We start from the raw sequence: 21,169 nt of genomic DNA, 5'->3' as shown, positions 1-21,169 counted from the left end.
CTTTCGCCGCTCTTCAGGCGCGGATGACTGTTGACGCAAGTCTTCTACAGATTGCCGGCAGCGCGGCAGCGAGAGTGTCAACGCGCCGGGACACGCGTGTCCGGAAATCCGACGCTGGCCGATGTCGAGGTTCGCCATGCGCGTGTACAGGGACTGGCGGCTGATGCCGGGCCGCTTCGCTGCTTCCGCGCGATTGTCGCCGGTGAGTTCCAGCATGCGCAGGAAACGGCCGCCTGGCTCAGCCGCTATATGGCGATCTGCGTCGAAGAAAAAACCTGTTTGAGCACCATGAAAGTCCGAATCTGACGCACGCCGGGCAGATAAAGCAGTTGTTCGGCATGGAGTCGGTTGAAGCTTTCGCTATCGCGGGTGCGCAGCATCATGAAGTAGTCGAACTCGCCGGTCACCACGTGGCATTCCATGCATCCGGATACGTTCTGGGCCGCTTTTTCAAACGCGGCAAAGGATTCGGGGGTCGATCGATCCAGCACGACCCCGATGATCACGACCATGCCCGCGTCGAGGGCAGGCGCGTTGAGCAACGCGACGATTCCTCGGATCAAACCCAGGCTCTTGAGCCGTTCGACGCGGCGCAAACAGGCCGGCGCACTCAAATTCACCTTCGCCGCCAGCGCGACGTTCGAGATCGATGCGTCCTTCTGAAGGGCGCGCAGGATCGCTTTGTCCGTACGGTCAAGTTCGACGTGGCTCGCGTCATCCGGGCGCGATTTGCCGAGAAATTTTGTTGTCGATTTCATCGATTCTAAAAAATATACATTCGTGGGGATGGTGAAAATTGTATTTCAAAGCGCGGCGATGCACAGATGTTTGCAACCACGTTTCGTGGGTATTTAACTAGAATTTCTTCGTACCCGGTCGCCCTGACGACATCAGGCGTCCGAACCTGCCGCCCACCTTTCGGAGAACTTCCGTGAACCTCGATCGCTTTCCTCGCCACAAGCTGACCTTCGGACCCACCCCCATCCATGAGTTGTCCCGCCTCAGCAAGGAGCTGGGCGGCAAAGTTCACCTCTATGCGAAACGAGAAGACTGCAACAGCGGCCTGGCGTTCGGCGGCAACAAGACCCGGAAGCTCGAGTACATCGTTCCGGACGTTCTGGCGAGCGGAGCCGACACGCTGGTATCGATTGGCGGCATCCAGTCGAACCAGACGCGTCAGGTCGCAGCAGTCGCGGCTCATCTTGGCCTGAAATGCGTGCTGGTTCAAGAAAATTGGGTCAACTACTCGGACGCAGTGTATGACCGCGTCGGCAACATTCAGATGTCCCGCATGATGGGCGCCGACGTTCGGCTGGTCAGCGACGGCTTCGACATCGGCATTCGTCCGAGCTGGGAACAGGCAATGGAGAGTGTTCGCAACGCGGGAGGGACGCCGTATCCGATCCCGGCCGGTTGTTCCGAGCATCGGCTTGGCGGCCTGGGGTTCGTCGGTTTCGCGGAGGAAGTGCGCGCCCAGGAAGCTGAACTCGGATTCAAGTTCGACTACATCGTTGTTTGTTCGGTGACCGGAAGCACGCAGGCCGGCATGGTCGTCGGGTTCGCGGCGGACGGCCGCGCGGATCGCGTGATCGGTATCGATGCGTCGGCCAAGCCCGAGCAGACGCGTGAGCAGATTCTCCGCATCGCACGCCAAACCGCCGACCTCGTGGAACTCGATCGGCCGATCGAGGACGCGGATGTGGTGCTGGACACGCATTACGGGGGCCCTGAATACGGCCTTCCGTCGGAAGGTACGCTCGAAGCGATTCGACTGAGCGCGAAGACTGAGGGAATGCTGACCGACCCGGTTTATGAAGGCAAGTCGATGCACGGAATGATCGATATGGTGCGCCGGGGCGAGTTTCCGGAAGGGTCCCGGGTTTTGTATGCGCACCTGGGCGGTGTCCCCGCATTGAATGCATACAGCTTCTTGTTCAAGAACGGTTAAGGCCCGGCCGCGTTCCGACTGCAAGGTGGAGTCGGAACCGGCGGGGCACGTGGCCAATTCGGAGTGCAAAGAATGGAAATGCCGAATCGACTTCCGATCAGCACGATGACGGATCCCGACCCGGAGGAGCTCTGGGAGTGGTGCGACGCGCTCGATGGCCTGTTGCATGCGTGGGGCGGCGATCAAGGCAAGGCACGTGCACGCCGTCTTCTCGACTCGTTGCTGGCGCATGCACAGGCCCGTCGCATCGCGTGGAGGCCGCCCTTGGTCACGCCGTACGTCAATACCGTGGCGCCCGAGGAGCAGCCGGCCTATCCGGGCGATCTGCAAATCGAGCGACGGATCGCGGCGTTGATACGGTGGAACGCCCTCGCGATGGTGGTCCGCGCCAACCGTGCGCAGGGTGAACTGGGCGGACACATTGCAAGCTATGCTTCCGCCGCGGACCTGTTCGAGGTCGGTTTCCAGCATTTTTTTCGCGGCCCGGATGCGGTGCACGGCGGCGATCTGGTGTTTTTCCAGGCGCATTCCGCGCCGGGCGTCTACGCTCGGGCGTTTCTCGAGGGACGACTGTCGGAAGAATCGCTGTCCCATTATCGTCAGGAGATTGTGGCGGAGGCTGGCGGCATCCGGGGATTGAGTTCATATCCTCATCCCTTTTTGATGCCGGACTTTTGGCAGTTTCCGACCGGATCGATGGGGCTGGGGCCGCTCAACGCCATTTATCAGGCGCGGTTCATGCGGTACATGGAAAATCGTGGCTTGAAGGAGCACGGCGACCGTCGCGTTTGGGGGTTTTTCGGCGATGGAGAAATGGACGAGCCCGAGTCGATCGCTGCGTTGACGCTTGCGGCTCGCGAGCGGCTCGACAATTGCATATTCGTCATCAACTGCAATCTCCAGCGACTGGATGGCCCCGTCCGCGGCAACGGCCGGGTCATCGACGAACTCGAGGCGTTGTTCGCCGGCGCCGGATGGAACATCATCAAATGCATCTGGGGCTCCGAGTGGGATGCGTTGCTCGGACGCGATCATGAGGGTGTGCTCGAGCGCGCTTTCGCGAACACCGTCGATGGCGATTTTCAGACATTGTCGGCCAATGACGGCGCATTCAATCGTGAGACGTTCTTCAGTCGGACGCCGGAACTGCGAGCGCTGGTGGATTCGTTGTCCGACGACGACATCGCGATGCTTCGGCGCGGCGGGCACGATCCCGTGAAAATCCATGCCGCCTTTGCCGCGGCGACGGCCAGGAATGGTCGACCATCGGTGGTGCTTGCCAAGACCATGAAAGGCTATGGCATGGGCACGATCGCGCAAGGGCGCATGACGACGCATCAGCAGAAAAAGCTGGAGAGGGACGACCTGATTGCATTTCGGGATCGATTCGCGCTCCCGCTTTCTGATGAAGAGGCATCGGAAGCGCGGTTTTATCGGCCGCCGCACGATAGCGATGAACTGCGGTACTTGCGCAAGCGTCGCGAGGCGCTCGGCGGCTATCTCCCTCAGCGACGTGCGGCATCCGAGCGACTGGTGGTGCCCGAACTGGCGCGCGTCGCGAGCTTCTCCCTGAATGCGGACGGAAAGGTCATGAGTTCGACGACCGCCTTCGTCAGGCAGCTCGGTGCACTGCTCAAGGACGCCAACCTCGGCCCGCGATTGGTTCCGATCGTTGCAGACGAGGCCAGGACGTTCGGCATGGCGAATCTTTTCCGCCAGGTCGGAATCTATGCGCCGTTCGGGCAGTTGTACGATCCGGAAGACAATTCATCGATGCTCTCGTATCGTGAAGCGTCCGATGGTCAAATTCTCGAGGAAGGTATCACGGAGGCGGGGGCGATCTCGTCGTGGACGGCCGCTGCGACGAGTTACGCAGTGCACGGTATTCCGATGATGCCGTTCTATATTTACTACAGCATGTTCGGCTTTCAGCGTATCGGCGACTTGATCTGGGCGGCTGCAGATCAGCGAGCCAGAGGTTTCCTCGTCGGCGCCACGTCGGGTCGCACGACGCTGGGAGGAGAAGGATTGCAGCATCAGGATGGCTCGAGTCATCTTCTCGCGTCGACGATACCGACGTGTCGAGCGTACGATCCCTCCTTTGCTGGCGAACTGGCGGTCCTGGTCGACTACGGGCTGCGGCGCATGCTGAGCGACGCGCACGACGAGTTCTATTACGTTACCGTGACCAATGAGAACGTCGCGCAACCGAGTATCGCCGACGCGTCGCATGAAGGTATCGTGAAAGGCATGTATCTGTTCCGACAAGGCGGCCGCTTTCGGCGGCGGATTCAGTTGTTCGGCAGCGGCGCGATCATGGGGGAGGTTCTCAAGGCGGCGGACGAACTCGAGCGGTTACATGAGGTGTCTGCGGACGTCTGGAGTATTACCAGCTACGTCGAGCTGGGCCGGGATGGCGCGCGATGCGAGCGGGAATGGCGGCTTGGTTCCGGGGACATCGGGGAATCGTGGATTTCTACCCAGCTGCGCACGACGGTTGGCCCGATTGTCGCTGCGTCGGACTATGTGAAGGCGCTTCCGGAAATGGTTCGTGCATATATTCCGGAAGGACGGCGGTATATCACGCTTGGGACCGACGGCTTTGGTCGAAGCGATTCGCGGGCGCAGTTGCGGCGATACTTTGAGGTGGATTCCCAAGCCATTGTGCAGGCAGGCTTGCGGGCCCTCGAGGGGCAGGAGACGGTTGAGGAGGCCCGCGGACAGTCGGGGGCGTTCAATGTCATCGGGTTGGTGGCGCGCTAACGTGGATCATCCGGTTGAATAGGGTGCTGGGCCATTGTTTTGGGTGGTTCTCCACGCGCTTGTCGTTGAACCTGTTGTGCCAACGGTCTATTAGCGTCGCCCCTGCGCGGGGCGGCGGTCACTTTTCTTTGTCTTCCAAAGAAAAGTAACCAAAAGAAAGGCGCGTCCTTGGGCGGACGGCAAAGGAGGTTCTGCTCAGGTTCGTGGTCTCGTTGCTGCCGCAGGTCGTGGTATGTCGGGACTGGGTGGTGACAACAGGGACGAAGCCGCCGTGCATCTACTCGGCCGTATGCAACTGCTTGACCAATTCGGCAACGAAGTCGACCAATACGGTGGACAACACTCGGCCGGACAGGGTCTGGATCTGGATCGCGCGTAACGACATGCCCGGATGATCGATCGGTATTGCTACCAGGCCGTCCGTCGCCAGACGCGCCTGCACCGTCAGGCGGCTAGTCAGGGACACTACCCCCGACATTTGAGTGAATGCATACAGTGTGCTCGAGTTGTTGCAGGTCAGAACGGGTTCGAAGAGAAGATTCTCGAGGCTGGCCGTCGTATCGAAAAGTTGGCGGATCGTCGTGCCGCGATCAAGCAGGGCAATCGGGAAATTCCGCAACTCGGCCATCGACACCGTCGCGTGCCCGGCCAGCGCGTGAGAGCGGGGCATGACGGCGCAAATGGGCGCGCTTTGCGTGTACTCGACGTTGATCTCCGGCGCTCGTACGACGCCGAAGGTCAGGCCGATATCCGCTTCGCCACTCCGTACGTGTGCCGTCACCTCTCCAGGCGCAGTCACTGCCACCTCGAAACAGGTACCGGGCGACTTTTCCAGAAATTGCGTGATGGCGCGAGGGAGAACATCCCGGGCAAACGCTTCCGACGTCGAGACGCGGATAGTGCTTCGATCGAATGAGTTCAGCGCCTTGATCTCCTCGATCACCTGCTGACCTTCGAGCAGGGTTCTCCGGACATGCGCAGCCAACAGCTCCCCGGCCTTGTTGGGGACCATGCCGCGTGCCTGACGCTCGAAAAGCGGGCAGCCGATCTCCTCCTCGAGCTTCGTAATCTGACGGCTGATCGCGGAGATCGAAACGTGCAGCTTCTCGGACGCCTCGCTCAACGAACCGGTGTTGGCAACGGCAAGGAAGTATCGGAGTGCAGCGTTGTGCATGACGGGCCGCCAAGTTTGCGTTATTGGAAAGCAGGGCACGCAAAAAAGTCAATTGTAGTGCGCGTTTTGGCTCCGTACGCTTGATCCATCAGGGTTGAACAAACCGCTCTTCCACGATACACGCGAGGATCACCATGACGCGCCACCATGCGATCGACTCTGCCACAAACTATTTTGACTCGGGTGGATTTCTGAAAGATCTCGCGCGACGCGTTCAAATGATGACGGAAAGTCAGGATTCCGGACGAGCAAGCGAGCTTCGAGAATACCTCGTCGACGAGATCGCCCCGTCGATTGACCGTATCGGTTTTGAGTCTCGTCTTGTCGAGAACCCCGTTGAGGGGAGCGCGCCGTTTTTGATTGCGACGCGTATCGAGGATCCCTCGCTTCCGACGATCCTGATGTACGGGCACGGTGATGTCGTCCGTGGCTATGACGGACAGTGGAAGGACCAGATGTCGCCATGGAACATTACGGTCGAAGGAGACCGATGGTTTGGGCGGGGCACCGCGGATAACAAAGGGCAACACACCATCAACCTGGCCGCGTTGGAGCAAGTCATCGAGGCCAGGAATCGACGTCTGGGTTTCAATGCGACGCTGCTGCTCGAGATGGGGGAAGAGACAGGATCGCCCGGGCTACGCACGGTCTGCGGGCAGAACAAGGCCCTTCTCGCCGCCGACATTCTGATCGCTTCGGATGGCCCGCGGGCCAGATCGCATGTCCCCTGTGTTTTTCTTGGGTCTCGCGGATTCGTCAACTTCACGCTTTCTGTTCGGCTCCGGTCGGGCGCACATCATTCCGGAAATTGGGGAGGGGCGCTCAGCAATGCCGGAACCGTACTCGCCAACGCGATTTCATCGCTTGTTGACGGGCGTGGGCGGATCCTCGTCGACGCGCTGTTACCGACGCATATTCCGGCTGCGGTACGAACGGCGCTGAAGAATATTGCCGTCGGTGGCGGTCCCAACGATCCTCACGTCGATGGCAATTGGGGCGAACCTGGCTTAACGGCCCAAGAGCGTGTCTATGCATGGAACGCGCTGGAAGTACTGGCCTTTACCACCGGTAACCCGAGCAGCCCGATCGGGGCGATTCCTCCCGTTGCGCACGCGCATTGCCAACTCAGATACGTCGTCGGTACGGATTGCGAGCGTATCGAGGAAGTTCTACGGCATCGCCTCGACGCATGCGGGTTCGATATGGTCGAGGTTGCAATCGGCGAGCGGATGGGTGCTACGCGCCTGCCGCCGGAAGATCCGTGGGTCGCATGGGCGCTCGATTCAATCGAGCAGACGACCGGAAAGCATCCGGATTTGCTTCCCAACCTTGGCGGGTCGCTGCCAAACGACGTCTTTTCCGAGGTTCTGGGCCTTCCGACGATCTGGATTCCGCACTCATACGGAGCCTGCTCCCAGCATGCGCCGAACGAACACCTGCTTGGAAGTGTCGCGCGTGAGGCGCTGCAGATCATGGCCGGCATATTTTGGGATCTCGGGGAGTCGGCATCCGCCGTCCGGGATCGACGCAAGGAAGGAGCGCTTGTCGTCCGAGCATAAGACGCCCGTTTTTAGTGCACTTGTTATCGTAAGTTAACGGAGAATGAGATGCGTACTATGGAAATGGTGGATGCCGCGCCGACAAGGGAACGAGCTCCAAACGTTTTGCGATTGGTGTCCGCCGCAACCGTCGGCAATGCTTTGGAGTGGTTCGACATACTGATTTACGGATTCTTCGCAATCTCGATTTCAAAGGCTTTCTTTCCGGCGTCGAGTAGTGGGGTATCCCTTCTTCTGACCTTCGGGACGTTCGCGATCTCGTATTTGGCCAGACCGATCGGAGCGCTCGTGCTCGGTTCGTATGCTGATCGTCGCGGTCGCAAGGCATCGATGATGGTTTCGATTGTCACGATGATGGTCGGCACGACGACGATCGCACTGACGCCGAGTTACGAGTCGATCGGCGTAACCGCGCCGATTCTGGTCATCTGCGCTCGACTGCTTCAGGGCTTTTCCGCGGGCGGCGAGTTCGGCAGTACGACTGCCTTTCTGGTGGAACAGTGTCCCGAACGCAAGGGATTGTTCGCCAGCTTCCAGTTCGCGAGTCAGGGATTGAGCTATATGCTCGCGGCCGGTTTTGGTGTTCTCCTCACCTTGACCCTCGATGGAGATGCCATCGACTCATGGGGTTGGCGCGTGCCGTTTCTCTTTGGTGTGTTGATCGGTCCCGTCGGCCTGTACTTGCGAAAGCACGTGCATGAAGCCGACGGCGCAACGCATGAACGGCGCGAATCGTTCCCGGTAAGGGAGGTGTTCGGCAATCAGAAAACCAGAATGTTGTTGGCGATCGGTACGCTCGTCCTTTCTACCGGCGCCAGTTACGTCATTCTTTATATTCCGACCTACGCGGTACGTGAGCTTCATCTGCCTGCCAGTTTCGGCTTCATTGCAACGATGCTGACCGGCGCCATCCTGACGTTCGTTACGCCGTTCGTTGGCTATCTCTCGGACAAGATCGGCCGCATTAGGCTCATGAGCTGGGCCGGGATAGCATTCATTCTGACCATTTATCCGGTTTTCAAATTGCTTGGGGCGCATCCCGATCTGGGAAGGCTCATTGTGATGATGGCCTGGATCGGGACGCTGAAGGCGGTCTATTTTGGCGCACTGCCGGCGCTGATGGCGGAAGTCTTCCCGACAGAAACCAGAGCGACCGGTATGGCTATCAGCTACAACATCGGCGTCACGCTTTTCGGCGGTTTCGCGCCGCTGATCGTCGCATCATTGATCCATCAGACAGGCAATTTGGCATCGCCGGCGCTTTACCTGATGCTGCTCGGCGTGCTGAGTTTGATTGCATTGCGGGGATGTCGATCATTGTTGAATCTCCGATAGGACAGCGCATCGAGAGAATGTCGCATCAGCGAGCGATTGCTTCGCCGGGTGCGGCCCGAGACTGTTTCGACGAAATACGAGGCGAGGTCGGAATGAGTGCAAGGAAATTGGACGCGGTATCGTCGGGAGCCTCGATGTGGAATTGGCTATTACCGCCTTCGGAGCGGGCCCGCGTGTGTGTCGTCGTTGATCGAAGCCCTGGCGTGGCCGCGGTTTCAGCGACCGTAGCCAGCTTCACGGCGGTGCCGGAAGTCGCGCTTCTCCAGATTGACGATCCCGGCGATGCGCACCGTGCATGGAGCGAGTCGCTCATGCCGGATAACCTTCCCGATGCGTCGAAGACGGGCGCGGATTGCCGATTGAGTCAATTGCCGAGAGGCGTGCCGTTGCTATTGTGGTCGACACGCCCGCAAGACCTCGACTGGCTCGGCAGCATCGAAGGGAACAGGGTGAGTGCCCTCGTTAGCTTCGAGGGCGACGAGGTCGAAATGCAGGTACCTCGTCTTCTCACGCTTGTTCTGAAGGAGTTGAAGCACGCGATCGCCGAGAACATATTGATCTATTAATACCCAAAAAATGGGCGTGCTTCGGCGGTGGAAGCAGCAGAGAGTGCGCTCAGGATCAGCGGCGTTTCCGCTTCCGGAATGTCGCGCTTGATGCCGCTGCCCGGGTAAGAAGGAAACGCGCAAGCGAGGAATCCACCGGCATGTTCCGGCGCACTCGCCGGCGGCGCGGAATGCGACGCGCCAGCCCGTCAGAGCCCTCCCTCGATACCGGCGGATACGGGAAGGGCCGTGTTGAGTACGTCGCACGTTGCTTGGCGGATGCGATCCGGTTTGCGCGCGGTGCGCGATCAATAAAAACAATGCGGCCCCGCGCCCGCACCGTCACGCCGCGAGCGTGAAAGTTCCACCCCGGCGCGTTTTGACGTGGGGCTCAAGCAGGCTCGATGCACGCGCTAGGCAGCGGTAGTTCCAGCGGAGTTTGCATCCTGCCCCAGGCATTCGACCAGCAGTTCGGTCAGCGCCCGCACTTTTCGCGCCGGATGCTGGCCAGACGGGCGAACGACATAGATACCTGCCGGGGGAGGCGGATGGCGCTTCATGACAGGCACGAGCGCGCCGGACGCGATGTGCTCGTCGACAAGGTACTCGGGGAGCACCGCCACCCCGAGGCCGGCTACCGCGGCGCCGACGAGCGCCACGCCGCTGTCGGCCTTGAAGCGCCCCTGTGGACGGACGGTGACGACTTTGTCGCCATCCAGAAGTTGCCAGGATTCGTTGCCCTGCATGAGGGCCTGATGGGTGAGCAGTTCCTGGGGTGTTTCCGGCGATCCATGCGTGCTGACATAGTTCGGACTGGCGACGAACTTGCCGAACAGCGGCCCCACACGCCTTGCGACCAGGTTCGAGTCCTGCAGCGTGCCCACCCTGATCGCGCAATCGAACCCCTCGGCGATCAGATCGACGAAGCGATCGCTGTAGGAGGCGTGAATATGAAGCCGCGGGTGGCGTCGTGCCAACTCCGCGAGTATCGGCGCGAAGTGAGTCGGGCCGAGGGACATCGGTGCGGCAACCCGCAAGCGGCCGCACAGGTCGCCGGCGGGCAGGATCGTCTCCTTGGCCAGGTCGATTTCGGCGCATGCCCTGGCCGCATAGTCCCGGAACGTGGCGCCGGCCTCCGTCAACGCAACCCTGCGAGTGGAGCGCGCAATCAACTGCACGCCGAGTTCCGCTTCGAGCCCGGCGAGCCGTCGACTGACGATCGACTTGGACAGGCCCTGTCGAAGCGCGGCAGGCGAAACGCCTCCCGCATCGGCAACTTCCACGAATGTCCGTAGCGCTTCGATATCCATTCGGTGTTCCTTTCTCCGCAACGTTGAGGGTCCCGGAATGGTACAGCCGTATCGAGCAGAAACAGAAGACGGTTCGTTGACGTTCGCTGTCGGCGTTCCAGTTTCCGCGACACAGCTCATCGAGAAACGGCACTATCGAACCGAAGAGGCGGACAGCACAATGCGGGTTCAGGGGATGAACGTGACAAGCGCTCGTTTCCTGAAAACGCGTCCTTCTTCCAACCGGCAACCAAGGAAATGTGCATGACTTTTCGAAATGGCGTCGATTCGCTTCTTCGTCCCGAAGATTCCGTACTCGTTCTGATCGATCACCAGCCTTACCAGCTTGCCAACCTCAACAGCCACGACCCGCAGATGGTCGTCAACAATACGACCGGCCTCGCCAAGGCGGCCAAGGTGTTCGGTGTCCCCACCGTTCTGACCAGCGTGATCGCGGCGCGCGGCGGCCTGCTGTTCCCGCAGATCACCGAAGTGTTCCCGGATCAGGAGGTGATCGACCGTACCTTCATCAACACCTGGGAGGACAGGAAGGTCGTGGACGCGGTCAAGGCGACCGGCCGCAAGCAACTGATCATCGCGGGCCTCTGGACCGAGATCTGCGTCGCGATGCCGGTCATTCAGGCGTTGGGCGAGGGCTGGGACGTGACCGTGGTTACCGATGCGTCGGGCGGCACCTCGCTCGAGGCGCACCAGGTCGCCATCCAGCGCATGATCGCTGCCGGCGCGAACGTGATGACCTGGGTGGCGGTGGCGGCCGAGTGGCAACGCGACTGGGCCCGCGCCGAGACGGCCGAGAAGCTCAATAAGGTGATCGGGCCGCATTCGGCCGGCAGCGGCATCGCCTATTTCTGGGAGCAGCAGCTTCTCAACACGCCGGTGGCTGGCTGATCCTGACGGATGAAGGGGGCCGCGCGATGGACTGCTATCGAGCAGATACGCTGCTGGCCCCATCATCTCCGTTCGCCATGCGCCACGGAATGATCTCGCACATCGACCGCTGAGTTGCCGTGTTCGCCGTTGTCGCCGACCTCTATCGAGCAGGCTGCGAGCTTCCTTGCGCTTGCTCTGCCATAACGGCCATGGCGGCCTTTCCAGTCTCGGCCGGGTAGAAAGGACAATTGAATGATCGATCTGAATGGCAAGCGTGCATTGGTGACTGGCGCATCTCGAGGCATAGGCGCCGCGATCGCGTTGGCGCTGGCCGAGAACGGCGCCGATGTCGCGTTTACGTACCAACGCTCAACCGACAAAGCCGACGCGGTGGCCAAATCCATCGAGAACACCGGGCGTCGCGTAGCCGCCATCCTAGCCGATAGTGCCGATCCGGAAGCGATCACGCGTGCCGTCAGCGATGCCGTCGCGGCGCTTGGCGGCCTCGATATTCTCGTCAACAGCGCGGCGATCGGCCACGTCGGAACGATCGCCGACCTCGATGTGCGCGACTATCAAACGTTGATGGACGTGAACGTCCGAGCGCCGGTACTGTTCGCGAAGGCCGTCATTCCGCATCTTTCCGCAGGGGGACGCATCGTCTCGATCGGATCGGGGCTTGGGGAGCGGGTCCCGTTCCCCGGCATGACCCCTTATGCGATGTCGAAGGCGGCACTGACCGCATTTACCCGCGGACTGTCGCGCGAACTCGGTCCGAACGGCATTACGGTCAACCTCGTGCAGCCCGGATCGGTGAATACCGACGCCAATCCGGCGGACGGTGCGGCTGCCGACTTCCAGCGGAGCCTGACGTCGCTGGGGCGCTTCGGCGAACCGCGAGAAATCGCGAACGCCGTGGTTTTCCTGGCAAGTCCCGCAGCGAGCTTGATCACCGGCGCGATCCTGACCGCGGACGGCGGCGCAATCGCCTGACACGAACCCGGCCGCGCACGCTTGCCGTCCCGCCGGCTTCCAGGCCGTCCGCTGGCCGGCGGTTGACGGCGTCGATCGATCCAACAAGAGGAGCAGCACAATGTCGCTCTATCACTTCCCGGTCGGACAGCAGATGCAGGTGGTCTATCCGGTATTCATCGTGCACCTGACGCTGCACTCCACCGAACGAATGACCTTCAAGATCAAGGAAGGGCCGTACGCTTCAGTCGAAACCGTCGACATCGAGGTCGCGCCGCTGGGCAACGGCACCTTCGCGGTGAGCTGGAAGGAGTCGAACGGTGCGGCGGTCGTGAACATCCAGAATTACGACCTCGGCATCTTCCACTCGTTCGTCGCGTTGCCGGATGGAAATTTCTGGCGCATGAAAGGCCAAATGACGATGACGCATCCGGCTGCTCGTCAGGCGCGCGCGCATCAGGGCTGACGGGACGGGAATTCGTTGGCTGGCTCCGCAACCGCACGCCACGCTGACAGGCCGATTACCGTTTTGTCATCTACGCCGTTCGCGCCTGCACGCAGCGAAGCCGTGTCGCCGTTTCCGGGTAACATCGCCGGATGTCCCCACGAAAGCGACGGAGCCGGCCATGCGCATCCTGATAGTCGAAGACGAACCGAAGACGGGCGCGTACCTGAAGAAGGGGCTCGAGGAATCGGGCTTCAGCGTCGATCTCGCGAAGGACGGCGGCGAAGGGCTGACGCTCGCGCAGGAAGAGCGTTACGACGTGATCGTGCTCGACGTGATGCTGCCCGTGCTCGACGGCTGGGGCGTGCTCAAGCGGCTGCGCGACACGCACACGACGCCGGTGCTGTTCCTGACCGCGCGCGACGACGTGCAGGACCGCGTGCACGGCCTCGAACTCGGCGCCGACGATTACCTCGTGAAGCCGTTCGCGTTCGTCGAACTGCTCGCCCGCATCCGCACGCTCGCGCGTCGCGGGCCGCCGCGCGAGACCGAGCATCTGGCAGTCGGCGATCTGGAAATCGACGTGGTGCGGCGCCGCGTGAAGCGCGGCGCCACGCGGATCGACCTCACGCCGCGCGAATTCTCGCTGCTGCAACTGCTCGCGCGCCGGCAGGGCGAGGTGCTGAGCCGCACGCAGATCGCATCGTACGTGTGGGACATGAATTTCGACAGCGATACCAACGTGGTCGAGGTCGCGATCCGGCGCCTGCGCGCGAAGATCGACGACGCGTTTCCGGTCAAGCTGATCCATACCGTGCGCGGCGTCGGCTACGTGCTCGAACCGAAGGACGACGCATGACGCGCCCGCGCTCGCTGGCCGCGACGCTCGCGCTGGCCTTCGCCGCGACCACGCTGGCCGCGTTCGCGCTCGTCGGCACGTATGTGTATGCGGGCCTCGAGCGGCAGGTGAACACGCAGGACGATCTCGACATCGTGCTGGCCGCGCGCCACACGCGCCGGCTCGCGGGCGAGCTCGAGTCGCTCGATGCGGTTCGCGCACACGCGGAGCGGCTGACGAGCCAGGTGCTGGGCAACGAGGCGCTGTCGATGGCCGCCATCGATGCGCGCGGCGACGTGCTCGCGCGCCACAACGTCCGGCTCGCCGCGCTCGACGACGCGCCGGCGGCCGCCTCGGTTCCGCTGGCCGACGCGCAGTTGTTCGCGCCGCACGCGGTGCCGGTTCCCGCGAACGACCGGATCACGGCCGACCGGCTCGTCACGTGGCGCACCGGCGGCGGCACGCCGATGCGCGGCGTCGTGATCGAGGCCGCGCTCGGCGACCGCACGCCGATCCGTATCGCGATCGCGCGCAACATGCGCGACCGCGCCGATCTGCTCGACGGCTACCGCGACCGGCTCGAGATCGCCGGCGGGCTCGGCGCGCTATTCGCGCTGCTGCTCGGCTACTGGCTGATCCGCACGGCGCTCGCGCCGCTGCGCGAGATCGTCGACAATACCGGCCGGATCACGGTCGACAAGCTCGACACGCGGCTCGATGCGTCGCGCGCCCCGCCCGAGCTGCGCACGCTCGTCGATGCGCAGAATGCGATGCTCGGCCGCCTGCAGCAGGCATTCGCGCATCTGTCGCAATTCAGCGCCGATCTCGCGCACGACCTGCGCACGCCGCTGAACAACATGCGCGGCGCCACCGAAGTCGCGCTCGCGCGGCCGCGTTCGGCCGACGAGTACCAGGCGTTGCTCGAATCGAATCTCGAGGAATACGACCGTCTCGCGCGGATGATCGAGAACGTGCTGTTTCTCGCACGTGCCGAGCATCCGAGCTTCGTCACGCGGCAGCGCGCGTTCGACGTGCGCGACGAACTCGAGCGCATCGCGGAGTATTTCGAAGGGCTCGCCGACGAAGCGGGCTCGACGTTGCGCGTCGACGGGCACGGGCAGCTGACCGCCGATGTCGAGCTGTTCCGCCGCGCGGTCGGCAACCTGCTCGCGAACGCGCTGCGTTACACGCCTGCCGGCGGTGTCATCACGCTGAGTGTCGACGAAACGGCCGATGCGGTACGCGTCGTCGTCGCGAATCCGGGCGAGCCGATCGATCCCGCGCTTCTGCCGCGGATCTTCGACCGGTTCGTGCGCGGCGACCCCGCGCGCAGCGGCGGCGCGCCGGGCGGCACGGCCGGGCTCGGCCTCGCGATCGTGCGCTCGGTGATGGAACTGCACGGCGGCACCGCGCAGGTCGAAAGCGACGCGCGCGGCACGCGTTTCGTGCTCACGTTCAACCGGCTGCCGGCTGTGTGACGGCGGGTTCGGGCCGCGCGGCCACTGCGGGTGCCTTCGCGCCGGTGTTCGACTCCGCGCCTGCGCTCGCGCTCGCCTGCCAGCCGCCGCTCAGCCTTCCGCAATCCGACCAGGCTGGGATGGGGGGCGCGTAGAACGCCACTTCGAAGCCTACCGGTTCGCAAGCGCTGGTCGGGTTCGACACAAAGATTGAGATGCTCCTTCCCGGGCACCACGCAAAACAACGCTCGCCTCATGGCATGCTCACGCCGTGAACCCGCGACCAGTGAGCCAACGAGCACGCCCGAAACATTACGGCGCGCTCTTGCTCATTCAGCGGGGATGGATCGGCGCAGCGGCGCTGCAGCCGGGGTACGTCGAACAAGCCGGCGATGCGGTCGGCGTCCGTAGCCAGTATTTCGCGGGTGTGCTGGCGCAATGACTCGCCGTTACCTTGATCCTTGGGTAAGGCCGATTTCCTGCGCAGGCGCACGGCTTCCGGCAACGCACCGCGCGACGCTTCACGCAACATGGCCTTTTCCACGCCATCACGTAGCGCCAGCTCGGCCGGAATGGTGGCAGCCAGGTCCAAAACTTCGGTATCGCTGAAGGGTACGCGCGCTTCCAGTCCATGTGCCATGCCATGGATATCGCCGTTATGCAACAGCCGCTGCAACCAACGATGGCGCACCAGCCATTGCGTGGCGCGCAAACGTGAGGCGGGCGTATGCCAATCGTGTCCGGCGGCGATCGCCAGTTGGCGATAGACCTCGCCGTAGTGTTGCAACGGTTGCTCCAGCAGGCCGGGCCGTAGATAGGGATCGGCGGTCAAGCGTTGCAGGATATGGGTCGGATCACGGGTGGCGTGCGGGTCGAGCAGAAAGTGATAACCGTAGTGCGTTTCATCGGCGGCATCGCCCACCAATACCGCCTTGAGGCGCGTGCTGGCGGCTCGCGCCAGGTAATGTTGCGCAAGCTCCTGTTCCCACGCGGGCAGTGCATCGTTTTGCGTGGCCAATTGCAGCAGATCCTGGGCCAGTGCGGAGCGCGTCGGTGCGACGTCTTCGCGTGGCAGGCCCAATTCGTTTGCAGCCTGTTCGGCGAAAGGCTGATCATCGGAAGCCACGATCAGCGAACGCGCGTAGTCGTAGCGATGGTGATCTTCAAAGCGAATGGTGAAGCAGGGCGGTGTCGCACCTGCCGCGCGCGCCAGGCCGCCTATCAGCGTAGAGTCGAGGCCACCGCTGAAAAATAGGCCGACCGGTGTATCGGCGATCAAGCTACGTTGGACGGCTGTGGCCAGCCGCTCGCGCAGCGCGGGAGCGATATCGTCAGCCCTGGTGGCCGGGTTTTCGGCAATCTCCGGCGCCCAGCGCGATAGCTGCAAGCCATCGCGATCCAGGCGCAGCAGATGCCCCGGCGGCAGGTACGCCATGCCTTCGAACATGGGTTGCGCCACGCCGCTGAAGAACGGCGCCACCAGGTATTCCAGCACGGCATCGATATTCGCACGCGGCGCTCGCATCGCAGGCAGCAGTCCTTTGGCCTCCGACGCAAACAGGAATTCCGCCCCCTGTTGCAGGTAAACGAACGGCTTGACGCCCAGCCGGTCGCGCGCGGCAAAGGCTCGTTGACGATGGGTGTCCCACACCAGGAACGCGAACATGCCGTTGAAGCGCCGAAGACACACTTCGCCCCAAACCGCATACGCGGCGAGCACCACCTCGGTGTCGGTGTTCGTGCGGAACGACCAGTGCGCGCTCAGTTCGTGGCGAAGCTCCGCGTAGTTGTAGATCTCACCGTTGTAGACCAGCACGTAACGATGGTCGGCACTGCGCATCGGCTGCGCGCCATGCTCAGCGTCGAGCAGAGCCAAACGGTCGTGAGCAAGCACGGCGTGTTGGTCATGCCATAAGCCCCGACCGTCTGGCCCACGATGCCGTTGTCGTTCGCGCATGGCGAGCACCCGCTCGACCTGTGCGGGTGCCTGGCCGTCATAGCGAATTAGCCCAGCCAAGCCGCACATCAGACGGTCACGCCCAGTTGAACAGGGGCGAGCAACAGCGTGGTCCATCGCTGTTGCTGTTCGAAGTTTCTGCTAACAGTCACCACAGATACGGCTAATGGGAAAACTTGTGGTAGTGCCGTCAGAAAAGGCTGAGAACGACGTTCTTTTCGTGTCTGCACGCGTTGCGCTCATGCAAAAAAATGGGTGACGTATACGCGAGGATTTTGCTAATGCGCCTTCAAGAGCTTGCAATGTCAGATTTGGCTCATGAGCGGCGTAATGAGGAAAGCTACTCGTGACAAGAGCATAGCGTGCACGTAACAGATGATCAACAAAGTGGGTGCGTGCACAACAATATAATCATCATCCGAAGCCCGGTGGGGCGACTCTAGTACTTGTTTTCCAGGGTGTTGGAGGCTGCCCACATTGAGCTTTGGCGCACGCCCATGCCGCGCTTCAACACCATCGTTTGGCGTTCGGCGCACCGCGTGGAAACACCTTGGCAACGGCCTGCCGCTGCGCAGTGCCAAGGTTCGCCTGAACTCACGTGGAGAGCGATACTTCAACCCGCTATGCGGATGCTCCTCGTTGTAATGCTCGAACGCGATAGCGAGATTGCGCGCTGCGCTCGCGGCATCTGGCTTGGGCATAAAACCCATGTAATCGCGCTTCATTGTTTTCACGAAGCTCTCGGCCATACCGTTACTTTGCAGGCTGTACACGGGCGTGGTCAATGGCTTCAGACCGATATCCACGGCGAACCTGCGTGTTTCGTCGGCCGTGTAGCCGGAACCGTTGTCGTTCAACCACTCGATTTCGGCTGGCAACGGCAGAGACGGCCTACGCCGACGCGGAAAGACAGCATCGTAAGTGCGGCGCGAAAAGATTTTTGCGGGCGCAGCGCGCGGCACGCGTTCCTTGCAGGTTCAACCGGCCGCCGGCAGCGTGACGGAGGGTTCGGGCCGCGCGGCCGCTGCGTGTTCCTTCGCGGCGGTTGTCGATTCCGCGCCTGAGCCTGCGTTCGCGTTCGCCTCCCAGCCGCCGCCCAGCGCTTTCAGCAACCCGACTTCGGCCTCGATCCGGCGCGCGTCGATCTGATCGGCCGTGCGCCGGTTCGTCAACGCGATCGTCTGCGCGGTCACCACGTCCAGATAGCTGACGGCGCCGGCGTTGAAGCGATTCGTCGTCAGCCGCAGCGACAGGTCGGCCGCGTCGGTCGCGCGCTGCTGGCTGCCGGCTTCGGACGCGAGCGCATCGATCGCGGACAACTGATCCTCGACCTGCTGGAACGCGACGAGCACGGTTTGCCGGTAATCGGCGACCGCGCCGTCGTATTGCGCATGCGCGCCGCGCAGCGACGCGCTGCGGCGGCCACCGTCGAACAGCGTGCCGGCGAGTTGCGGGCCGAGCGACCAGAACAGGCTCGGCGCGGCGAGCCACGGCGCGAAGAACGAACTCTCGAGGCCGGCGCTCGCCGACAGCACCAGATCCGGGAAGAACGCGGCGCGCGCCTCGCCGATCTGCGCGTTCGCGGCCGCGACACGGCGCTCGGCCGCCGCGATGTCGGGCCGCCGCTCCAGCAGTTGCGACGGCACGCCGGCCGGAATGGCCGGCACGTGGAACGCCTGCACGCGCGGCGGCAGCGCGAAGGTCGATGCGCTCTCGCCGACGAGCGTCGCGATCGCGTGCTGCAACTGCGCACGCGACGCGTCGATGTCCGTGTCCTGCGTGCGCGTCGATTCGAGTTGCGTCTCGGCTTGCGCAACCGCCGACGCGTCGATCGCGCCGGCCGCGAGCTGCTGCTTGAGCAGCGTCAGCGCGTCCGCGTACGCGCGCACCGAGTCGTCGAGCAGTTGCTTCTGCGTATCGAGCGAGCGCAGCGCGAAATAGTCGGTCGCGAGTTCGGCCGTGACCGACAGTTTCACGGCCTGCAGGTCGGCCGCACTCGCGGCGGCGTTCGCCTGCGCGCCCGTCACCGCGTCGCGCACGCGGCCGAACACGTCGGGTTCCCAGCTCGCGGCCACGCCGGCCTGGTAGTCGGGCGTCGTCTTGCCGGCGAGCGACGAACCGAGCCGGTTTTGCGACACGCGCGCGCGGCTTTGAGCGACGCCCGCCGTGATCGTCGGCAGGAACCCGGCGTGCTGATAGTCGACCATCGCGCGTGCCTGCTGCAACTCGGCGACGGCCTTCTTCACCGTCTGGTTCGACACGTCGATGCGCGCTTCGAGCGCGTTCAGGCCGGCGTCGTCGAAGACGGTCCACCAGGCGCCGCGCGAGGCGGCGTCGGCTGGCATTGCGGCGCGCCAGCCGGCCTGTGCGGCCGGCGCGCCAGTGTAGTGCGCGGGCACCGCGACAGCAGGCGGCGAATAGGGCGGCAGCGTCGAGCAGGCAGTCAGTGCGGCGACGGTGCCGAGCGCGACGATGCGGCGAGCGAACGGGAGCGGATGAAGAAGGCGCATGGCAGGCATCTCGTGGGTGGTCGTCGATGGGTTAGCCGCGGGCAGGCGCCGGAGCGGGCGTTGACGCAGCGGGTGCGACGCCGGCCGCGCGCACCGGCGGCACGTCGCGCGCACCGATCGCGGACGCCGGTTGCATGGCCTGTGCGGCCTGCGCGGACGAAGCAGCCACCGGCGCCGCATCGCGCGCCGTCGCCACGATCTTCACGGCCTCTCCGGCCGTGATCGCATCGCCCGGGTTATCGATCACGCGATCGGCCGCTGCGAGCCCCGCGACGATCTCGACGCGCGTGCCGAAATCCCGCCCGATCTGCACGGTCTTCAGCGCGGTGCGGCCATTCGCGCCGACGGTGGCGACCGTCACGCCGTTCGGGCGGAACAGCAGCGCGCTGACCGGCAGGTCGAGCGCCGGCGTCGCGCTCGGCACGACGAGATGCGCCTGCGCATACGCACCGGGCATCAGCGCGCCGTCGCGGTTGTCGACGTCGATCTCGACGCGCAGCGTGCGCGTGACGGGATCGATCGCGCCCGCGCTGCGGGCCACATGCGCGGCAAAGCGCCGCCCCGGATACTGCGGCGTCGTCAGGTAGACGGACGTGCCGGCCGACACGCCGGTCGCGCTGTCCTGCGGCACGTCGACGAACACGCGCAGCGTGTCCGTCTGTTCGAGATGGAACAGCTCCCCGGACAAGCCCGGGCTGCCCGGCGTGCCGCCCGCCGTGACCAGCGTGCCGACGTCGACGTTGCGCGCGGTGATCACGCCGTCGAACGGCGCGGTGACGGACTCGTACGACACGAGTTCCGCAAGATGCGCGACGTTCGCCTGCGCGGAGGCAAGCATCGCGCGCTTCGCGTTCATGTCCGCGACCTTCGTGTCGGTGTCCTGCTGCGAGACCGACTGCGTTTTCAGCATGTCCTGCCAGCGCTGTGCGGTCGATTTCGCGTAGTCGTAGTTCGCCTGCGCGCTCGCTGCGTCGGCGCGCGCCTGGCGCAACTGCGCGTCGAGATCGGGCGCCGAGATCTGCGCGAGCGTCTGGCCGGCCTTCACGTGCGTGCCGAGATCGGCGCTCCAGTGCGCGATATAGCCGCTCGTGCGCGCATAGATCGACGCGTCCGCATACGGCGCGACCGAGCCGGGCAACGTCAGCGTCTGGTCGGCCGGCGCCGCGCCGGGCACGACGACCGACACCGGCAGCGCCTGCTGCGCGGCCACCTGCGCCCGCTGCGCGGCGCGGGCATCGATACGCGGCACGATGCCGAGCGCGAGCAGCGCGGCGGCGAGCGCGACGGCCGCGAGCGGCACGGCGAGCTTGCGGCTGCCGCGGGCCGGCGGGTTGTCGGGGGCGGCGCCGCGCGCGGCGGGCGGCACGGCTGCGGCTGCGGTGGCCGCGGTGGCCGCTTCGGCGGCGGGCGGCGGAGCGACGGGTTCGATCGAGTCGTTCATGATTGGGTCCGGGGTCGGGCGAGTCGAAGGATGAGAAAGGGTGGG

At 63.6% G+C, this 21,169-nt stretch carries 16 protein-coding genes and 2 pseudogenes; 10 read left to right on the top strand and 8 right to left on the bottom strand.

From position 1 onward, the window contains the following. Positions 1-120: 120 nt before the first annotated feature. Together HWW87_RS37445 and HWW87_RS25750 are read right to left on the bottom strand one after the other, a co-directional pair. Positions 121-204 (bottom strand): annotated as a pseudogene (locus HWW87_RS37445) (helix-turn-helix domain-containing protein); the annotation flags it as partial. Positions 205-245: 41 nt separating this feature from the next. Continuing rightward, complete coding sequence (locus tag HWW87_RS25750) at positions 246-758, bottom strand: Lrp/AsnC ligand binding domain-containing protein (RefSeq protein WP_060314422.1); 513 nt, start codon at positions 756-758, stop codon at positions 246-248. 173 nt (positions 759-931) lie between these two features. Between HWW87_RS25750 and HWW87_RS25745 the strand changes: the two genes are divergently transcribed. Next, on the top strand, positions 932-1,948 hold the full coding sequence (locus HWW87_RS25745; RefSeq protein WP_175822656.1) for a 1-aminocyclopropane-1-carboxylate deaminase: 1,017 nt from the start codon (positions 932-934) through the stop codon (positions 1,946-1,948). Positions 1,949-2,020: 72 nt separating this feature from the next. Beyond that, the gene (gene mdeB / locus HWW87_RS25740; protein ID WP_175822655.1) at positions 2,021-4,711 is read left to right on the top strand and encodes an alpha-ketoglutarate dehydrogenase; all 2,691 of its coding nucleotides are present in this window, start codon (positions 2,021-2,023) and stop codon (positions 4,709-4,711) included. 277 nt (positions 4,712-4,988) lie between these two features. Here the strand turns inward: mdeB and HWW87_RS25735 are convergent, their stop codons facing one another. Beyond that, the gene (locus HWW87_RS25735; RefSeq protein ID WP_174432178.1) at positions 4,989-5,885 is read right to left on the bottom strand and encodes a LysR family transcriptional regulator; all 897 of its coding nucleotides are present in this window, start codon (positions 5,883-5,885) and stop codon (positions 4,989-4,991) included. Positions 5,886-6,019: 134 nt separating this feature from the next. Between HWW87_RS25735 and HWW87_RS25730 the strand changes: the two genes are divergently transcribed. From HWW87_RS25730 to HWW87_RS25720, 3 genes are read left to right on the top strand one after another with little or no spacing between them, the layout of a single operon-like run. Beyond that, positions 6,020-7,444 carry a M20 family metallopeptidase gene (locus HWW87_RS25730; RefSeq protein WP_175822654.1) on the top strand — a complete coding sequence of 475 codons (1,425 nt, stop codon included), beginning with the start codon at positions 6,020-6,022 and terminating at the stop codon, positions 7,442-7,444. A gap of 48 nt (positions 7,445-7,492) precedes the next feature. Further along, positions 7,493-8,779, top strand: coding sequence for an MFS transporter (locus tag HWW87_RS25725; protein WP_175822653.1), 1,287 nt, complete (start codon positions 7,493-7,495; stop codon positions 8,777-8,779). After that, on the top strand, positions 8,752-9,345 hold the full coding sequence (locus HWW87_RS25720) for a hypothetical protein (RefSeq protein ID WP_175822608.1): 594 nt from the start codon (positions 8,752-8,754) through the stop codon (positions 9,343-9,345). Before HWW87_RS25725 ends, HWW87_RS25720 begins: the two co-directional genes overlap by 28 nt. A 392-nt stretch (positions 9,346-9,737) precedes the next feature. Here HWW87_RS25720 and HWW87_RS25715 read toward each other — a convergent pair whose 3' ends face one another. Beyond that, positions 9,738-10,634: a LysR family transcriptional regulator gene (locus tag HWW87_RS25715; RefSeq protein ID WP_175822652.1), complete on the bottom strand. Its 897-nt coding sequence runs from the start codon at positions 10,632-10,634 to the stop codon at positions 9,738-9,740. A 243-nt stretch (positions 10,635-10,877) separates the two neighbouring features. On the opposite strand from HWW87_RS25715, the gene HWW87_RS25710 reads away from it, so the two are divergent. From HWW87_RS25710 to HWW87_RS25690, 5 genes are all read left to right on the top strand, one after another. After that, positions 10,878-11,522 (top strand): hydrolase, encoded by a 645-nt coding sequence (locus tag HWW87_RS25710; RefSeq protein ID WP_175822651.1) that lies wholly within the window; start codon positions 10,878-10,880, stop codon positions 11,520-11,522. A 234-nt stretch (positions 11,523-11,756) separates the two neighbouring features. Then, positions 11,757-12,497, top strand: coding sequence for an SDR family oxidoreductase (locus HWW87_RS25705; RefSeq protein ID WP_175822650.1), 741 nt, complete (start codon positions 11,757-11,759; stop codon positions 12,495-12,497). Between the two features lie 100 nt (positions 12,498-12,597). Continuing rightward, a complete protein-coding gene (locus HWW87_RS25700; protein WP_175822649.1) occupies positions 12,598-12,942 on the top strand; it encodes a hypothetical protein in 345 nt (114 codons plus the stop codon). A gap of 160 nt (positions 12,943-13,102) precedes the next feature. Then, positions 13,103-13,780 carry a heavy metal response regulator transcription factor gene (locus HWW87_RS25695; RefSeq protein WP_027786146.1) on the top strand — a complete coding sequence of 226 codons (678 nt, stop codon included), beginning with the start codon at positions 13,103-13,105 and terminating at the stop codon, positions 13,778-13,780. After that, on the top strand, positions 13,777-15,237 hold the full coding sequence (locus tag HWW87_RS25690; RefSeq protein WP_175822648.1) for a heavy metal sensor histidine kinase: 1,461 nt from the start codon (positions 13,777-13,779) through the stop codon (positions 15,235-15,237). The genes HWW87_RS25695 and HWW87_RS25690 overlap by 4 nt, the downstream gene beginning before the upstream one ends. Before the next feature lie 232 nt (positions 15,238-15,469). Here HWW87_RS25690 and asnB read toward each other — a convergent pair whose 3' ends face one another. The 4 genes and pseudogenes from asnB to HWW87_RS25670 form a co-directional block, all read right to left on the bottom strand. Beyond that, positions 15,470-17,242, bottom strand: coding sequence for an asparagine synthase (glutamine-hydrolyzing) (gene asnB, locus HWW87_RS25685; protein WP_244107348.1), 1,773 nt, complete (start codon positions 17,240-17,242; stop codon positions 15,470-15,472). A 515-nt stretch (positions 17,243-17,757) separates the two neighbouring features. Continuing rightward, positions 17,758-18,048 (bottom strand): annotated as a pseudogene (locus HWW87_RS25680) (integrase core domain-containing protein); the annotation flags it as partial. Between the two features lie 102 nt (positions 18,049-18,150). Then, complete coding sequence (locus tag HWW87_RS25675; RefSeq protein ID WP_175822646.1) at positions 18,151-19,683, bottom strand: efflux transporter outer membrane subunit; 1,533 nt, start codon at positions 19,681-19,683, stop codon at positions 18,151-18,153. A 31-nt stretch (positions 19,684-19,714) separates the two neighbouring features. Next, a complete protein-coding gene (locus HWW87_RS25670) occupies positions 19,715-21,124 on the bottom strand; it encodes an efflux RND transporter periplasmic adaptor subunit (RefSeq protein WP_175822645.1) in 1,410 nt (469 codons plus the stop codon). Positions 21,125-21,169 lie beyond the last annotated feature (45 nt).

Origin of the sequence: Burkholderia sp. BCC0419, from assembly GCF_902830285.1 — a bacterium.
Taxonomy (GTDB): domain Bacteria; phylum Pseudomonadota; class Gammaproteobacteria; order Burkholderiales; family Burkholderiaceae; genus Burkholderia.
The sequence above is the reverse complement of the archived record's forward strand: the minus strand, read 5'-3'. Positions and strand labels throughout refer to the sequence as shown.

Excerpts from the sequence above, each read along its gene's own strand:
- HWW87_RS25750 (WP_060314422.1), bottom strand. The coding sequence starts at position 758 with ATGAAATCGACAACAAAATTTCTCGGCAAATCGCGCCCGGATGACGCG.
- mdeB (WP_175822655.1), top strand. The coding sequence starts at position 2,021 with ATGGAAATGCCGAATCGACTTCCGATCAGCACGATGACGGATCCCGAC.
- HWW87_RS25735 (WP_174432178.1), bottom strand. The coding sequence starts at position 5,885 with ATGCACAACGCTGCACTCCGATACTTCCTTGCCGTTGCCAACACCGGT.
- HWW87_RS25730 (WP_175822654.1), top strand. The coding sequence starts at position 6,020 with ATGACGCGCCACCATGCGATCGACTCTGCCACAAACTATTTTGACTCG.
- HWW87_RS25725 (WP_175822653.1), top strand. The coding sequence starts at position 7,493 with ATGCGTACTATGGAAATGGTGGATGCCGCGCCGACAAGGGAACGAGCT.
- HWW87_RS25720 (WP_175822608.1), top strand. The coding sequence starts at position 8,752 with ATGTCGATCATTGTTGAATCTCCGATAGGACAGCGCATCGAGAGAATG.
- HWW87_RS25715 (WP_175822652.1), bottom strand. The coding sequence starts at position 10,634 with ATGGATATCGAAGCGCTACGGACATTCGTGGAAGTTGCCGATGCGGGA.
- HWW87_RS25710 (WP_175822651.1), top strand. The coding sequence starts at position 10,878 with ATGACTTTTCGAAATGGCGTCGATTCGCTTCTTCGTCCCGAAGATTCC.
- HWW87_RS25705 (WP_175822650.1), top strand. The coding sequence starts at position 11,757 with ATGATCGATCTGAATGGCAAGCGTGCATTGGTGACTGGCGCATCTCGA.
- HWW87_RS25700 (WP_175822649.1), top strand. The coding sequence starts at position 12,598 with ATGTCGCTCTATCACTTCCCGGTCGGACAGCAGATGCAGGTGGTCTAT.
- HWW87_RS25695 (WP_027786146.1), top strand. The coding sequence starts at position 13,103 with ATGCGCATCCTGATAGTCGAAGACGAACCGAAGACGGGCGCGTACCTG.
- HWW87_RS25690 (WP_175822648.1), top strand. The coding sequence starts at position 13,777 with ATGACGCGCCCGCGCTCGCTGGCCGCGACGCTCGCGCTGGCCTTCGCC.
- asnB (WP_244107348.1), bottom strand. The coding sequence starts at position 17,242 with ATGTGCGGCTTGGCTGGGCTAATTCGCTATGACGGCCAGGCACCCGCA.
- HWW87_RS25675 (WP_175822646.1), bottom strand. The coding sequence starts at position 19,683 with ATGCGCCTTCTTCATCCGCTCCCGTTCGCTCGCCGCATCGTCGCGCTC.
- HWW87_RS25670 (WP_175822645.1), bottom strand. The coding sequence starts at position 21,124 with ATGAACGACTCGATCGAACCCGTCGCTCCGCCGCCCGCCGCCGAAGCG.